Source organism: Candidatus Tisiphia endosymbiont of Parasteatoda lunata (genome assembly GCF_964030955.1).
Taxonomy (GTDB): domain Bacteria; phylum Pseudomonadota; class Alphaproteobacteria; order Rickettsiales; family Rickettsiaceae; genus Tisiphia.
Window position 1 is genome coordinate 538,443 of record NZ_OZ035003.1, and the last position, 14,361, is coordinate 552,803.

At 32.7% G+C, this 14,361-nt stretch carries 19 protein-coding genes and 2 pseudogenes; 8 read left to right on the plus strand and 13 right to left on the minus strand.

Annotation, left to right across the window (positions count from 1 at the left end; all coding sequences use genetic code 11):
• Positions 1-17: 17 nt before the first annotated feature.
• Complete coding sequence (locus AAHN00_RS03230) at positions 18-455, minus strand: DUF2163 domain-containing protein (RefSeq protein WP_342272109.1); 438 nt, start codon at positions 453-455, stop codon at positions 18-20.
• Between the two features lie 62 nt (positions 456-517).
• On the opposite strand from AAHN00_RS03230, the gene AAHN00_RS03235 reads away from it, so the two are divergent.
• Positions 518-1,702, plus strand: coding sequence for an IS3 family transposase (locus AAHN00_RS03235; protein WP_342270912.1), 1,185 nt, complete (start codon positions 518-520; stop codon positions 1,700-1,702).
• Positions 1,703-1,752: 50 nt separating this feature from the next.
• Here AAHN00_RS03235 and AAHN00_RS03240 read toward each other — a convergent pair whose 3' ends face one another.
• From AAHN00_RS03240 to AAHN00_RS03260, 5 genes and pseudogenes are all read right to left on the minus strand, one after another.
• Positions 1,753-2,154: a hypothetical protein gene (locus AAHN00_RS03240; RefSeq protein ID WP_342272110.1), complete on the minus strand. Its 402-nt coding sequence runs from the start codon at positions 2,152-2,154 to the stop codon at positions 1,753-1,755.
• 247 nt (positions 2,155-2,401) lie between these two features.
• Complete coding sequence (locus AAHN00_RS03245; protein WP_342272111.1) at positions 2,402-2,998, minus strand: TIGR02217 family protein; 597 nt, start codon at positions 2,996-2,998, stop codon at positions 2,402-2,404.
• A 263-nt stretch (positions 2,999-3,261) separates the two neighbouring features.
• The gene (locus AAHN00_RS03250) at positions 3,262-3,543 is read right to left on the minus strand and encodes a nucleotidyltransferase domain-containing protein (RefSeq protein ID WP_342259582.1); all 282 of its coding nucleotides are present in this window, start codon (positions 3,541-3,543) and stop codon (positions 3,262-3,264) included.
• The gene (locus AAHN00_RS03255) at positions 3,540-3,926 is read right to left on the minus strand and encodes an HI0074 family nucleotidyltransferase substrate-binding subunit (protein WP_342272112.1); all 387 of its coding nucleotides are present in this window, start codon (positions 3,924-3,926) and stop codon (positions 3,540-3,542) included. Before AAHN00_RS03255 ends, AAHN00_RS03250 begins: the two co-directional genes overlap by 4 nt.
• Positions 3,927-4,235: 309 nt before the next feature.
• Positions 4,236-4,439: pseudogene (locus AAHN00_RS03260) on the minus strand (transposase); the annotation flags it as partial.
• Between the two features lie 113 nt (positions 4,440-4,552).
• Between AAHN00_RS03260 and AAHN00_RS03265 the strand changes: the two are divergent.
• Together AAHN00_RS03265 and AAHN00_RS03270 are read left to right on the plus strand one after the other, a co-directional pair.
• Entirely contained in the window at positions 4,553-5,002 is a 450-nt protein-coding gene (locus AAHN00_RS03265) for a helix-turn-helix domain-containing protein (protein WP_342271056.1), read from the plus strand.
• Entirely contained in the window at positions 4,996-5,556 is a 561-nt protein-coding gene (locus AAHN00_RS03270; protein ID WP_342270961.1) for an IS630 family transposase, read from the plus strand. Before AAHN00_RS03265 ends, AAHN00_RS03270 begins: the two co-directional genes overlap by 7 nt.
• Before the next feature lie 13 nt (positions 5,557-5,569).
• Here AAHN00_RS03270 and tnpA read toward each other — a convergent pair.
• Both tnpA and AAHN00_RS03280 read right to left on the minus strand, forming a co-directional pair.
• Positions 5,570-5,830, minus strand: a pseudogene (tnpA, locus tag AAHN00_RS03275) (IS200/IS605 family transposase); the annotation flags it as partial.
• Complete coding sequence (locus AAHN00_RS03280) at positions 5,802-5,945, minus strand: hypothetical protein (protein WP_342272113.1); 144 nt, start codon at positions 5,943-5,945, stop codon at positions 5,802-5,804. The pseudogene tnpA and the gene AAHN00_RS03280, both read right to left, overlap by 29 nt.
• 41 nt (positions 5,946-5,986) lie before the next feature.
• On the opposite strand from AAHN00_RS03280, the gene AAHN00_RS03285 reads away from it, so the two are divergent.
• From AAHN00_RS03285 to AAHN00_RS03305, 5 genes are all read left to right on the plus strand, one after another.
• Positions 5,987-6,694: an IS6 family transposase gene (locus tag AAHN00_RS03285; RefSeq protein WP_342272114.1), complete on the plus strand. Its 708-nt coding sequence runs from the start codon at positions 5,987-5,989 to the stop codon at positions 6,692-6,694.
• A gap of 171 nt (positions 6,695-6,865) precedes the next feature.
• Positions 6,866-9,442: an ATP-dependent chaperone ClpB gene (gene clpB / locus AAHN00_RS03290; RefSeq protein ID WP_342272115.1), complete on the plus strand. Its 2,577-nt coding sequence runs from the start codon at positions 6,866-6,868 to the stop codon at positions 9,440-9,442.
• Positions 9,443-9,454: 12 nt separating this feature from the next.
• A complete protein-coding gene (locus AAHN00_RS03295) occupies positions 9,455-10,483 on the plus strand; it encodes a mitochondrial fission ELM1 family protein (RefSeq protein ID WP_342272116.1) in 1,029 nt (342 codons plus the stop codon).
• Positions 10,483-11,265: a TatD family hydrolase gene (locus AAHN00_RS03300; RefSeq protein ID WP_410521426.1), complete on the plus strand. Its 783-nt coding sequence runs from the start codon at positions 10,483-10,485 to the stop codon at positions 11,263-11,265. Before AAHN00_RS03295 ends, AAHN00_RS03300 begins: the two co-directional genes overlap by 1 nt.
• 17 nt (positions 11,266-11,282) lie before the next feature.
• Entirely contained in the window at positions 11,283-11,882 is a 600-nt protein-coding gene (locus tag AAHN00_RS03305) for an FAD-dependent oxidoreductase (RefSeq protein ID WP_342272118.1), read from the plus strand.
• Here the strand turns inward: AAHN00_RS03305 and AAHN00_RS03310 are convergent.
• From AAHN00_RS03310 to AAHN00_RS03330, 5 genes are all read right to left on the minus strand, one after another.
• Positions 11,828-12,058, minus strand: a complete 231-nt coding sequence (locus AAHN00_RS03310) for a hypothetical protein (RefSeq protein WP_342272119.1) — start codon at positions 12,056-12,058, stop codon at positions 11,828-11,830. The two genes, AAHN00_RS03305 and AAHN00_RS03310, sit on opposite strands and share 55 nt — an antisense overlap.
• 36 nt (positions 12,059-12,094) lie before the next feature.
• Positions 12,095-12,238: a hypothetical protein gene (locus tag AAHN00_RS03315; RefSeq protein ID WP_342271455.1), complete on the minus strand. Its 144-nt coding sequence runs from the start codon at positions 12,236-12,238 to the stop codon at positions 12,095-12,097.
• 170 nt (positions 12,239-12,408) lie between these two features.
• On the minus strand, positions 12,409-12,567 hold the full coding sequence (locus AAHN00_RS03320; RefSeq protein ID WP_342272012.1) for a hypothetical protein: 159 nt from the start codon (positions 12,565-12,567) through the stop codon (positions 12,409-12,411).
• A gap of 87 nt (positions 12,568-12,654) precedes the next feature.
• Positions 12,655-13,488 carry an IS982 family transposase gene (locus tag AAHN00_RS03325; RefSeq protein ID WP_342272120.1) on the minus strand — a complete coding sequence of 278 codons (834 nt, stop codon included), beginning with the start codon at positions 13,486-13,488 and terminating at the stop codon, positions 12,655-12,657.
• A gap of 113 nt (positions 13,489-13,601) precedes the next feature.
• Positions 13,602-14,309, minus strand: coding sequence for an IS6 family transposase (locus AAHN00_RS03330; protein WP_342272121.1), 708 nt, complete (start codon positions 14,307-14,309; stop codon positions 13,602-13,604).
• Between the last annotated feature and the right edge of the window lie 52 nt (positions 14,310-14,361).

The following is a 14,361-nucleotide window of genomic DNA, read 5'->3' on the forward strand; positions in this document are numbered from 1 at the left end:
TGAGTATATTCGGTTTCCTAAATCACTTTGATAAAGTTATCATCAGGAATCAATGGCTCTCCTCTGAAATTTACTGCATTGTTGAACTTATTGCAACAAGTTGTAAATTTTTTATCACAACCTACAGTAAGTAAAACAATTTTACTATGCTTCATACTATCGGGAATTGTTTTATCCAGTGTAATTAAATTCTCAGAATGACTAAGGATTTTACTATAAAACTGAACATCAGCTTGATCATCAACTAAAGTAGCATCCCCGTAATTGAAATAACCATTTTCTTTATCAAGGTTTGAGATAATTATAGTTCTACCAAACATTTCCTTAATATTATATATCTGACTATAAACTGTTTTATCTATTTTGCATTTCAAATCACCAAAATTAGCACGACAATTTTTACTAAAAGATTGCAGTAACGATTGATTATATAATGGACTGAAAAAATTAGACAAAGAAGCAGGTATTTTTGTTTCTCAATAAGTATAGAATAATAAATAAAATTAAAGAGAAACAAATGGGTAAAAAACAAATTAAAAATTTTAGTGCAGAAGCAAAAACTAAAATAGTATTAGAGATGTTAAAAGAAGAATCAACAATAGGTCAGTTATCGGTCAAATATGAAGTAACGGCTAAAACTATGCAAAACTGGAAACGACAATTTTTAGATAATGCGTCATTGGCATTTGAGCCAGCAAAAGCTGTTAGTGAGTACAAAGGGCAGATTAGTGAACTTAAGAATCAAAACGATGAACTTGCAAAAGCATTAGGTAAGGCTACAGTCGAGAGGGACTGGGCGGTGGGAAAGCTAAACAGCTTGGACTTATCAAATAAGAAAAGTCTTGTCGACCCCAAGCTGAGTACGTTAGCAAAGACAAGGCAATGTGAACTATTAAAGATAAGCAGATCTGGAGTATATTATAAAGCTAAAGTAATGAGCTTATATAATCTTGATATTTTAAATAGAATAGATGAAATATATACGGATAACCCTGAGTATGGTTATCGTTATATATACAAACAATTATTGGAAGACGGCTTTAATGTGGGCAGAGATAGGGTGCTTAAATATATGGGAATAATGGGTATAGAAGCTATTCATCCTCATAAAAAGCAATCTACTTCTGTGAAGGATGGTCAACATAAAATTTATAGCTATTTGCTTGAGCCGTACTGGCACAAATCAGGAACGAATAGAACTATTCATGTACCTTATGTTAATCAAGTGTGGAGTGGTGACATTACTTATATTAGAACTAACGGAGGATTTATGTATCTTGTGGCGATTATAGATTGGCATAGTAAGGCAATACTAAGTTATAAAGTATCTAATTCTATGGATGCATCACTTGTAACCGATGTATTAAAAGATGCACTGAATAAATACCCTGCACCACAAATATTCAATAGTGATCAGGGTAGTCAATATACTGGACATGAGCATACGGGAATTCTAAAAGAGAATAATATACAAATCTCAATGAACGGTAAGGGTAGAAGCATTGATAATATTGTGATTGAAAGATTTTTTAGAACTTTAAAATATAATTGTATATTTATAAATGATTTTAAAAATATCGCAGAACTTAAAGATGGTATTGATAAATACATGGATAAATATAACAATCAAAGATTCCATTCAAGTATTGGTTATAAAAAACCGATGAACGTGTATCTTGATTACTTACAAAATGCAGCTTAAAAATTATGTAAAATGGGAAACAAAATTAGTGAAAAATTTGTCTTGAAAAATCAGTCCAGTTTCTTATATACATCTATATTTGGCTCTAAACGTAAAGTAAAATCTAAATCTCTTTTAGTATAAGTGATGCAACGATAAGTAACAAAATGCCTACAAGAATTAGCAAAACAAACATATATCTTGACTATAGCCTGTGTTAAATCATAATGTTGCTTTACTCCCCCATTCTCAAAAACTCCTTCTAAGATAATGTAATTTTGGGCAGAATCATTAAATCCTCCTTCCTTTAAAGTTACTCCAGAATTCGGAACAAATATTACAGTATCAATTGATAAATATCTATCAGACTCGGTAAGATACAACTCAAAACCATCCTGTAACGTGATATGGAAACAATAAGTAAACCCTTGTAATTCAGCTATGGGATTATCAATATTTTCTGCTATTGTCATATAACCTCCAATAATTCTATGGGAGATAATTCTATTGACCCGTCAGAAGAGTTAACCACTCTGCACTGCAAGTGCAGAGCTTAATATTACGGCATGAATGCCTCATGTATGTACTAACTTAAAAGTTAGAAACTATTTGTGGCTCATTTAGAAAGTGTCACAACACAAAAAGAATATATCTGTGAAGTGTAAGATTTTGTTAAAAAATATCTGTATGATTCATTCTTATCTTTTCTTGATAAGATATTTAAAATTTATGTTGAAACGACGCACTGCAAGTGCGGGGTTTTTCTCCCAAAGTGGGACAATAAAAATATTCAAAACTATCACTAGCAAATCGCACAGCTACATCAAAAGTGAAATTACCTATTAAAATTTGCCCCTTATCTAATGGTCTTGGTAGGGTTATTAATCCGGTATTATAGTCAACTTCAACCTCTGTATTAATATTATTAACATAGAATTCTCCACTACCAAATACCAGTTTACTAATTGTCCTAGCATAGGGCAAAATTGGGTCTTCATATAGTTTAACCAGTTGGAATTGAGTTAATTCCCCATCACCTTTACCAATAATTTGCCTTGATACTTGATAATCGACATTATCTCTAAAGCGGAAGGCAAAATTCCCTCCTCTTCTTGCTCTAAAGAAAGAACTAAACTGTTCAAATTCGAGACTACTCAGACGACAATTTTTAATCAAATATTTTTGTTTAGCATATTCTCTATCTAAATTTCTTACTTCTCTGCCCGATAATGTCATAGCACAAGAAGTAGCAAATTCTGGTCTGCCAACAGCAAAAGTTTCAATAAATTTTGGCATACGTATATCATGAAAATTCATAATTGCTCCTATAAACCTCAATTTCGGATTAATTTTATTAATCCGAAATTGGAATGAGAATGTAAACAATCAGGCTTAAAGCGGTTTGACGCCTGATTGTTAAATATTTTATTTGCTAATAATCTTATTTTTATACCAATAAAAATAAGATTATTAGCGATAATAGATTAAAATGCATTCGTACTAGCCGCTTCAAGAATGCATTTTTCTGATATTCTAGCCAGTTTTGGATTAAAATTTTTAATTTTAATCCAAAACTGAGGTTATAAATGTATCAAATCTTTTTCTATCAACGACCTAAAATCCTCATTCATATCAACAAGCCATCTTTTAACATCTACTTTAATTGGCAAATTAGATTCTTCTAATTCCTCTTGCAAGTTAAGTAATTCTTCATCACTTATTAGTTCCATAACACAGAGGTCAAGATCAGAAAATTTCCTGTGACTACCTTTAACACGAGAACCGTATGCTTGAAATGTATACGGATATTTCTTTAGGATAGATTTTAATAACAAAAAGTCTTTCTGCTCAAGATTGATCATTTCAATCTCTGCAAATTTCTAAAAAAATCATGTAACATGCCAAAAAAATCATCAAAAGTTGCAATAACTTGCTCTACATTCTTGACGTCATAAGTATGTACTGTAAGATTTCTAATCTTGATACAATCAAACCAAGCAGCAGGATCTGAAATTAACCCGGCAGCAGCTGATTCACGAAATACTTCACGTGGGGTGTAAACATTTTTACCTTGAACCTCTAACAATCGCTTCATTGTTTTCCAAGCTAACTCATAACAATATTCAAATGCTTGAATAGCCCCGGCTTTATTTTGTTCAGTATCCAAATTAAGACGAAAATCCTCAAACTTGCTACGTGCCTTTAATAAATTATTAATATCAATATTGTCAATCAAATATACCATTTTCTACCTTTAAATTATTTAGTTTTAATAGCCCCCCACCTCTTGGCAATAGACGTTTTTTAGACTTATATAGCTAACCATAATAAGTTATTGATATCTCAAGCATCATTGCAAGACCACGTGAGTGTAGTGGTAATCCATTGCTAATCACACCTTCCTAGATTGCTTCGTCACCACTGAAGTGACTCCTTGCAATGACGTAAAGGCTATCTAAAACCTTAACGGGTTAGCTATAGTTCTTAGTCAGAACGCCCTCGCAAAGCGAGGGGCTTGACGGTTATGAGCAGCCCAAAGGGCTGCCATTGTTAATTAAAATTCTCCTGATTCGTCAGAGCCTAAACTATCAAGTTGCTCTTGATTCTTAATGTAGTGTTTGATCTGATTCTCTTCAAATCCTACAGTTGAGACCGCATAACCTCTAGCCCACAACTTTTCTCCATTAAAATTACGTTTTCGTCCACCAAACTGCCTAGCAACGGCTATAGCACTTTTCCCCTTGATATAGCCTATTATACCAATTGCAATAATTAACGCAGTGTTATAAAATGGTTTTTTAACTGATAAAAGGTAATCAAATAGCTAGGTTAATATTACCGCAAGGTTTTGAAGGTCATGATTTTATAAAAATGATGAAACATGAGCCGCATGGTCGAAATCGTATACGTTTATTGGCGATGTATCACCTTCAATTAGGCAAATCTTTTAAAGCCATATCTGAAATAGTGAAGTCACACTGGAAAACTGTGCAATCATGGCTCAGAAGATTTAGGAATCATGGTTTTGAAGGATTATTTGAATCACAAAGAAGCGGTGCCCCTAGGAAGATTAACACTATACAAGAGTCTGCTCTTTTTGATAAAATCAATACGCTCAGTGAAAGTAAAACTGGTGGGTATATAACTGGAAAGGAGTTACATATCATGTTACTTGAGGAATATGGTGCTAAATGTGCTTTAAAAACAGTCTACAATACTATGCACCGCCTTGGTTTTAGCTGGATTACTTCTCGTTCAATGCATCCAAAGTCAAATCAAGAGACTCAAAATACATATAAAAAAACTTTCCAGATATGTTAACAGAATTATTACCAAAAAATATCGATAGATGTAAAGTTGATATATGGTCTCAAGATGAAACTCGAGTTGGGCAACAAGGTAGCTTAACTCGTATATGGGCTAAGCGTGGCACTAGACCCCGTAAAGTTCGGCAACAGCAATTCATTTCAACATATATTTATGGAGCTGCTTGCCATGATACAGGAGAAGCTTTTGCATTAATTTTACCATATGCAAACACACAGGCAATGAATAAATTCTTAGAAGACCTTTCTCGCAGTATTCAAGGCAACCGACATATAGCTTTACTAACGGATAATGCAGGTTGGCACACAGCCAAAAAACTAACTGTGCCAAGCAATATCACTTTGATACCGCTTCCGCCCTATGCACCGGAACTTAATGCAATGGAACAAGTTTGGGAATGGATCAAGAATCATTACTTGTCTAACCAATGTTATGGTGTATATGAAGATATCGTCACTATGGCTTGTTACGCTTGGAATCAACTTGCTCATAATGTAGATTTAGTAAAATCAATTATGTATAGAGACTGGATAAATACACCGTGTTAATTATTGCAATTGGTATTACTTCAGCTACAGAATATTTAGGAGGAATCTTAATGAGCATATGCACATGATCTTGTACCATATGCCCCTCTATGATCTTGCTCCCACGTTGAAAAGCTAACTCATGGAATACGTTCCCAAGATATTTTCTAACCTTCCCGTACAATTCTTTTTTACGACACTTTGGAATAAACACAATATGATATTTGCAATCCCATTTAGAATGATTTAAACTTTCGTATGTTACGTCAATTTGGGATAAGGATATTGTGAACATGTAGATTAAAATCAAATTTTGTTGAAGGTTTATTTTTCTTTAATGAGTAAGCAACAAGAGTAGATAATATATGGACAAAGGAATTTATTGGGGTTCTGTTGCATATGTTGGACAATAGAAAAAAGATTGATATAATGATCTAAAAAAGATGTTAAGATGTTTCGTATTACTGCAAGATTATTATCATATTTCAAAGGATTTTGTTCTTCACCAGAAATAATAATGTTATTTGTCTATATGAAATGCCGATTTTCTTTAAGTTATCGAGATTTGGAAGAAATGATGAGTATAAGGGGAGCAAAAATTGATCACTCTACATTACAAAGATGGATTATAAAATTTGTACCATTGATAGATCAGGTGGTTAGAAAAAGAAAGAAGCCAGTTGGTAGTAGTTGGAGAATGGATGAGACTTATATTAAATTAAACGGTAAATGGGTTTATTTATATAGAGCACTAGATAGTCTTGGTAATACTGTAGATTTTCTGCTACGTAAGCATAGAGACAAGCCTGCAGCACTTGCATTTTTTCGTAAAGCCTTTAGAGAGAATAATTTGCCTGAGAAAGTAGTAATTGATAAAAGCGGTAGTAATACGGCTGCTCTTAATGATTTGAATACAGAAGTTCCTAAAGATTATAAAATTAAGGTTATTCAGACCAAATACCTGAATAATCTTGTAGAACAAGATCATAGGTTTATCAAAAAACGTACAAAGCCAATGCTTGGTTTTAAGAGTTTTCATTCTGCAGAAATGACTATTACCGGTATAGAAAATATTCGTATGATGCAAAAAAGACAAATAATTGGAGCTAATGATAATCTTTCTACTTTTGAGAATTTTGCTATGTTAATGGCATCATAATGTCCAAAACCTTAGTTTTAACAATCTTGATGTAGTATGATTTATAGATGCGACAAAACCATATACTGCTCGTAAATGAAGAGTTGGTAGACGAAGGTCAACTTCAAAAAGAATAATAATTATTCTTACATCGATATTTGAGATTAATTTAAAATTTATAAGGTTATTGAAATGGACATGAATAAATTTACTACACATGCAAAATCTGTTATCTCTAATGCCCAAAGCTTAGCAGCAAAGAATGATCATCAGCAAATATTGCCATTACATATATTGGCAAGCTTATTAAACGATGATAGTGGTGTTATTACTAATCTCATTAATATTTTGGGTAGTAGCTTAGACGATTTAAATAGAACTTTAACTATAGAATTAAACAAAATCCCAAAAGTACAAATTGAGGGAGGAGGACAGCTTTACCTATCATCGGAAGCACTAAAATTACTTGATAAAGCATCAGAGCTTGCCAAGAATAATGCTGATAGTTTTGTGACTATTGAGCGAATTTTTGAAGGCTTATCATATGACAAAACCTCTGCTGGTAAAATTTTATCGGATAATTCAATAACTAATAAGAAAATAAATGTAGCAATTTTACAGTTAAGAAAAGGTAAAAAAGCAGATAGCGAATCTTCTGAAAGTAGTTACGATGCCCTAAAAAAATACGGTAGAGATGTAACCGAGCTGGCAGAACTTGGTAAACTTGATCCAATAATTGGCAGAGATGAGGAAATTAGAAGAACAGTGCAAGTTTTGTCGAGAAGAATGAAAAATAACCCCGTGCTGATAGGAGAGCCAGGAGTTGGTAAAACAGCCATAATAGAAGGGTTAACCCAAAGAATATTTAGCCAAGATATTCCTGAAACTTTAGCAAATTGTCGTATCATTGAACTTGATATGGGAGCTTTAATTGCTGGGGCTAAATATCGTGGAGAATTTGAAGAACGACTAAAAGCTGTATTAAATGAGATTAAAAACTCTAGTGGGGAAATTATTTTATTTATTGATGAGCTACATCTTTTAGTAGGAACTGGTAAGACAGACGGAGCTATGGATGCATCAAACTTACTAAAACCCATGCTTGCTAGAGGAGAACTCCATTGTATTGGTGCTACCACTTTAGATGAATATCGTAAATATATTGAAAAAGATGCAGCTCTTGCTAGAAGATTTCAACCAGTTTACGTTAGCCAGCCAACAGTAGAAGATACTATTTCAATTCTACGTGGCATTAAGGACAAATATGAATTACATCATGGTGTAAGAATTGCTGATAGTGCTATAGTTGCTGCCAGTACTTTATCTAACAGATATATTACTGATCGTTATTTACCAGATAAAGCCATTGACTTAATTGATGAAGCATGTAGTCGGTTAAAAATAGAATTATCTAGTAAACCGGAAGAATTGGATGAACTTGATCGCCGTATTATTCAAATAAAGATTGAATTAGCAGCTCTAAAAAAAGAAAATGATGAACATTCAAAAAAGAAAATTATCCTCTTAACCGATGAATTAGAAAAACTTGAATCTCTTTCTTATGATATGAGTGCTAGCTGGCAAGCTGAAAAATCCAAAATACATATTGAACAAAAATTAAAAGAAGAGCTAGAAAAAGCTAAAGCAGAACTTGAAAGAGCAGAAAGAAGTAGCGATCTTGCCCGAGCTAGTGAGCTGAAATATGGTATTATTCCTGATTTAACTAAGAAACTACAACAAGCAATGGAAGGTGGAGATAACAAACTATCAAAAGAAGTCGTATCGGAAAACGATATAGCTATAATCATATCTAGAATTACTGGTATACCGATTGATACAATGCTATCAAGCGAGCGTGAAAAGCTACTAGCGATGGAAGATAAACTGCGTCAATCGGTGATTGGTCAAGATGAAGCTATAAAAGGAGTCAGTGATGCTGTACGTCGTTCTCGTGCTGGTTTGCAAGATATTAACAGACCACTTGGGTCATTTTTATTCTTAGGTCCCACTGGTGTTGGTAAAACCGAACTAACCAAGGCTTTGGCACTTTTTTTATTTGATGATCGTAATGCCATACTCAGAATTGACATGTCTGAATATATGGAAAAACACTCTATATCACGTTTGATTGGAGCTCCTCCAGGGTATGTTGGTTATGAGCAGGGAGGTATCTTAACCGAAGCAGTACGTAGGAGACCTTATCAAGTCATTTTATTTGATGAAGTGGAGAAGGCTCATTCAGATATTTTTAACATCATGCTGCAGATTTTAGATGAAGGACGACTAACCGATAGTCAAGGGATAGTCGTTGATTTTAAAAATACCATTATTGTTCTTACTTCTAATCTTGGAGCTGAAATACTTATTAATCAACGAGAAGAAGATGACCAACATAAAATCAAAGAACAAGTAATGGAATATGTACGAGCCGTATTTAAACCAGAATTCTTAAATAGGCTAGATGAGATTATTTTATTCCATAAACTAACTCGTGCCAACATCCATGATATTGTCAAAATACAACTGGATAATCTGAAAAAAATTCTTTTGCAACAAAATATTACATTGCAATTTGATGAATCATCTATAAATTACCTTGCTGATAAAGGCTATGATTCAATGTTTGGTGCTAGACCATTAAAGAGGGTTATTCAACGAGAACTACAGAATCATTTTGCCAAAATGATTCTTTCGAGTAGTATCATGAGCGGTGATACGGTAAACATCAAATCAACTGGTAGTGAACTAGTTATTAATAAAGTAGCCTAAATAGAAAAGAATATGATAGATACTACTAAACCTAAAATTTGGGTGCTGACTGACAGTAGCGTCGGTAATGCCAATCAAGCCATAGCTCTAGCAGAAAATATCAAGCTTGGTTATGAATTAAAACCTATTGAATATAATTTTTGGGGTAATTTACCAAATTTCTTACTCCGATTCAGCCCTATCCATGTAAAAAAGGAACTATTACAATCGTGGAAAATTATTACAGACAGGCAAGGATTCCCAGACTTAATAATTTCTGCCGGAAGAAGAACTGCTTCTTTAGCGAGTTATTTAAAACATAAGTCTAATGGTAGAATAAAAATTGTTCAAATTATGCACCCTAACCTGCCGTTTAAACAATTTGATCTAATTATTTTACCACACCATGATAAAGTTAGTAAGGAAGAACTAAATATGCACTCCAGTGATTCGAGTATATTGAGAATTACTGGGGCTTTAAACAATGTTCAAGAAAAAATACAGGATGGTGGCATTGAATTACGTAAAAATCATCCAAAACTTGGGAAATTTATCTCAGTAATTATCGGTGGTAATAGTAAAAATTATACTTTTACCGATGATAATGCTCGCCAAATTGCAACAATATTATCTAATCTTATACAAAAAGGCAAAGAATATAACTTGTTTATTAGCTTTAGTAGACGCACCCCCAATTCAGCAAAAGAAATTATTAAAAACAATGTATCTTCCTCTGCCATTATTTATGATCCAACAGAGGAAAACACTAAACCTAACCATTATTTTGGTATGTTATCACAGGCAGATTACATAATTTCCACTGCTGATTCGATTTCAATGTGTAGTGAGGCAGCTTCTACTGGTAAACCGCTTTATATATTCTGTCCTAGTAATTTTAAATTACCTAAACATCTATCATTTACACAAAATTTGGTAGAATTAGGAATAGCGAAAATATTAGACGAATCTGTAACTCAGCTTGAACAGTATAATTATGTCCCACTTAATGAAGTAGAAAAAATTGCTAATATAATAGTCTCAAAAAATTGGACACGCTCATGATATTAATTGATTCTCATTGCCATTTAAACATGTTGAAAGAATATCTATCAACAATAATAGCTCGGGCTAAGGATAATGCTGTTCAGTACATGCAGACTATCTGTACTACCCTTGAGGAACTACCAGGCATTTTAGAAATAGTCGAAAAATACAGCAACATCTTTGCTTCATGCGGCGTACATCCTAATGAAGTTAAAGAAATCACTATGTGTAAAACTATTGAGGATTATTCTAATCACCGCAAAATTATTGGTATTGGTGAAACTGGTCTTGATTATTATTACCAAACATCTGACAAAAATAAACAGATTAGCTCTTTTGAGCAGCATATACAAGCATCTCAAAGTACCGGATTACCAATTATAGTACATACAAGAGAAGCAGAAGAAGACACTATTGATATTTTAAGCAGTGAAATGCAAAATGCACCATTTACCGGTCTTATTCATTGCTTTACCTCCTCAAAACATTTGGCAAAAAAAATGCTTGATCTTGGTATGTATATATCGGTTGCTGGAATTGTAACCTTTAAAAATGCAGCTAGTTTACAGGATATAGTACGTTATATTCCACTAGATAGATTATTAATTGAAACAGATTCTCCTTACTTAGCCCCCGTTCCAATGCGTGGAAAGCAAAATGAGCCAGCTTTTGTTAAATATGTAGCAGAAAAAATAGCTGAAATAAAGGAAACAAACCTAGAAACAGTAGCAAGTGGCACTTCTAAAAATTTTATGTCTTTATTTACTAAAACACATCTTATATATTCAACTACTGTTTGAAAGGAAATGGTCATATATTGCTAATAAAAATTTTAATTAATGAGTTAAATATGTTTGTCACCTTATTAAAGTTACTACCTCCTACTCTATTGGTTAATTCTGTTAAATCTTTTGCTATGGTTCTAATATTTATGTTACCAACGGTGTACGCTCAACAACAACCTCAACCTGAAATACGAAAAATTGCCCCACTAAAACTAGAAGCTGTTAATCTTGGTCAAAAAATTATATGTTATCGCCCTACGAGGCATGGTATACCAAATATGACTGTTACTAAGCTAGGTGATAAAGTTATTGTCCATAATTATGGTCATAGTGGTAGTGGTTGGACACTAGCACCAGGAGCTATTGCTTATGTTAATGAATTATTGCAAAAATCAGAATATGCTACTGATTTAAAACCCGATACTCCCATTACTATTATCGGAGCTGGTGTTATGGGGTTATGGAGTGCTTATGATCTAATTGAAAGGGGATATAATAACATCACTATTATTGCTGACCAATTTGATGGACTACCTTCTAATAATGCTGGTGGATTGCTTAAGCCTTCTTTCATGGATTATCCACCAAATGCAAGACCTATGATACGTGAATTCGGGATAAGGATATTGTGAACATGTAGATTAAAATCAAATTTTGTTGAAGGTTTATTGTCCCACTTTGGGAGAAAAACCCCGCACTTGCAGTGCGTCGTTTCAACATAAATTTTAAATATCTTATCAAGAAAAGATAAGATATTTTTTAACAAAATCTTACACTTCACAGATATATTCTTTTTGTGTTGTGACACTTTCTAAATGAGCCATACACAAATAGTTTCTAACTTTTAAGTTAGTACATACATGAGGCATTCATGCCGTAATATTAAGCTCTGCACTTGCAGTGCAGAGTGGTTAACTGTCCCACTTTGGGAGAAAAACCCCGCACTTGCAGTGCGTCGTTTCAACATAAATTTTAAATATCTTATCAAGAAAAGATAAGATATTTTTTAACAAAATCTTACACTTCACAGATATATTCTTTTTGTGTTGTGACACTTTCTAAATGAGCCATACACAAATAGTTTCTAACTTTTAAGTTAGTACATACATGAGGCATTCATGCCGTAATATTAAGCTCTGCACTTGCAGTGCAGAGTGGTTAACTGTCCCACTTTGGGAGAAAAACCCCGCACTTGCAGTGCGTCGTTTCAACATAAATTTTAAATATCTTATCAAGAAAAGATAGGATATTTTTTAACAAAATCTTACACTTCACAGATATATTTTTTTGTGTTGTGACACTTTCTAAATGAGCCATACACAAATAGTTTCTAACTTTTAAGTTAGTACATACATGAGGCATTCATGCCGTAATATTAAGCTCTGCACTTGCAGTGCAGAGTGGTTAACTTTTCTTTAATGAGTAAGCAACAAGAGTAGATAATATATGGACAAAGGCATTTATTGGTGATCTATGTCTAGTATGTTCAAGGTTCATTTTATTTTTTAGATAATCAAAAACTGTTTCAATTAAGTTACGCTTTCGAAGTAAGATTTTTTCTTTCAAATCCATTAATTTATTTTCCATATTCTTCTTAATTCCATGAATCATTTTTAAGCCTCTTTCATATAAATTTAAGAACAAATTTTGCTTAATATAACCTTTATCAGCTGCTATAATTCCAGTTAATCTTTTTGTTAACTCCGGTACTGGAACCCTATCATCTACATTGCCTTTGGTCACTTTTAATGCCATAAACTCCCCTTTATTATTGATTATTACATGTAATTTAAAACCATAAAAATACCCCATAGAGGATTTACTATGTTTGGCTAATCCTTTAAAAACTTTATTGCTATAACGCCTTTTATTGTGACAAGCTTTAATCGTTGTAGAGTCAATAAAATAAATACCTGTTTCCTCACCAAACAACAAATGAATCAACATATTTAGCGGTATGAATAATCGTGCCATTAATTCAACAAATCTATTATAACTCAAGGCTTTGGGAAAATCATCCTTATGCATGCACTCTATATAACTTTTATAGAAAAATTTAAAATTCTTAGCATAGGATGTATGAAACATAATTATTATTGTTAACATTTCACTTAGACTCATACTACAACAGCGATTTCTTTGCTTATTTGATGGTAATAACTTTCTCTGTTCATACTCCAAATAAATTTTACAAAAATCATCTATAAAACTATATAATTCTGTGATATCTTTTTTCATGCCTGTAGTTTGTTTTTTTGTTTAAAAATATAAATACTGCAGGCACTCCTTTTGGTTTTGTCGCATCTATAAATCATACTACATCAAGATTGTTAAAACTAAGGTTTTGGACATTATGATGCCATTAACATAGCAAAATTCTCAAAAGTAGAAAGATTATCATTAGCTCCAATTATTTGTCTTTTTTGCATCATACGAATATTTTCTATACCGGTAATAGTCATTTCTGCAGAATGAAAACTCTTAAAACCAAGCATTGGCTTTGTACGTTTTTTGATAAACCTATGATCTTGTTCTACAAGATTATTCAGGTATTTGGTCTGAATAACCTTAATTTTATAATCTTTAGGAACTTCTGTATTCAAATCATTAAGAGCAGCCGTATTACTACCGCTTTTATCAATTACTACTTTCTCAGGAAAATTATTCTCTCTAAAGGCTTTACGAAAAAATGCAAGTGCTGCAGGCTTGTCTCTATGCTTACGTAGCAGAAAGTCTACAGTATTACCAAGACTATCTAGTGCTCTATATAAATAAACCCATTTACCGTTTAATTTAATATAAGTCTCATCCATTCTCCAACTACTACCAACTGGCTTCTTTCTTTTTCTAACCACCTGATCTATCAATGGTACAAATTTTATAACCCATCTTTGTAATGTAGAGTGATCAATTTTTGCTCCCCTTATACTCATCATTTCTTCCAAATCTCGATAACTTAAAGAAAATCGGCATTTCATATAGACAAATAACATTATTATTTCTGGTGAAAAACAAAATCCTTTGAAATATGATAATAATCTTGCAGTAATACGAAACATCTTAACATCTTTTTTAGATCATTATATCAATCTTTTTTCTATTGTCCAACAT

Bases quoted from the DNA above. Each gene is read 5' to 3' on its own strand.
- AAHN00_RS03245 (WP_342272111.1), bottom strand. From the start codon at position 2,998: ATGAATTTTCATGATATACGTATGCCAAAATTTATTGAAACTTTTGCT.
- AAHN00_RS03270 (WP_342270961.1), top strand. From the start codon at position 4,996: ATGTTAACAGAATTATTACCAAAAAATATCGATAGATGTAAAGTTGAT.
- AAHN00_RS03250 (WP_342259582.1), bottom strand. From the start codon at position 3,543: ATGATCAATCTTGAGCAGAAAGACTTTTTGTTATTAAAATCTATCCTA.
- AAHN00_RS03240 (WP_342272110.1), bottom strand. From the start codon at position 2,154: ATGACAATAGCAGAAAATATTGATAATCCCATAGCTGAATTACAAGGG.
- AAHN00_RS03235 (WP_342270912.1), top strand. From the start codon at position 518: ATGGGTAAAAAACAAATTAAAAATTTTAGTGCAGAAGCAAAAACTAAA.
- AAHN00_RS03325 (WP_342272120.1), bottom strand. From the start codon at position 13,488: ATGAAAAAAGATATCACAGAATTATATAGTTTTATAGATGATTTTTGT.
- AAHN00_RS03320 (WP_342272012.1), bottom strand. From the start codon at position 12,567: ATGGCTCATTTAGAAAGTGTCACAACACAAAAAAATATATCTGTGAAG.
- AAHN00_RS03265 (WP_342271056.1), top strand. From the start codon at position 4,553: ATGATGAAACATGAGCCGCATGGTCGAAATCGTATACGTTTATTGGCG.
- AAHN00_RS03285 (WP_342272114.1), top strand. From the start codon at position 5,987: ATGTTTCGTATTACTGCAAGATTATTATCATATTTCAAAGGATTTTGT.
- AAHN00_RS03255 (WP_342272112.1), bottom strand. From the start codon at position 3,926: ATGGTATATTTGATTGACAATATTGATATTAATAATTTATTAAAGGCA.
- AAHN00_RS03330 (WP_342272121.1), bottom strand. From the start codon at position 14,309: ATGTTTCGTATTACTGCAAGATTATTATCATATTTCAAAGGATTTTGT.
- clpB (WP_342272115.1), top strand. From the start codon at position 6,866: ATGGACATGAATAAATTTACTACACATGCAAAATCTGTTATCTCTAAT.
- AAHN00_RS03295 (WP_342272116.1), top strand. From the start codon at position 9,455: ATGATAGATACTACTAAACCTAAAATTTGGGTGCTGACTGACAGTAGC.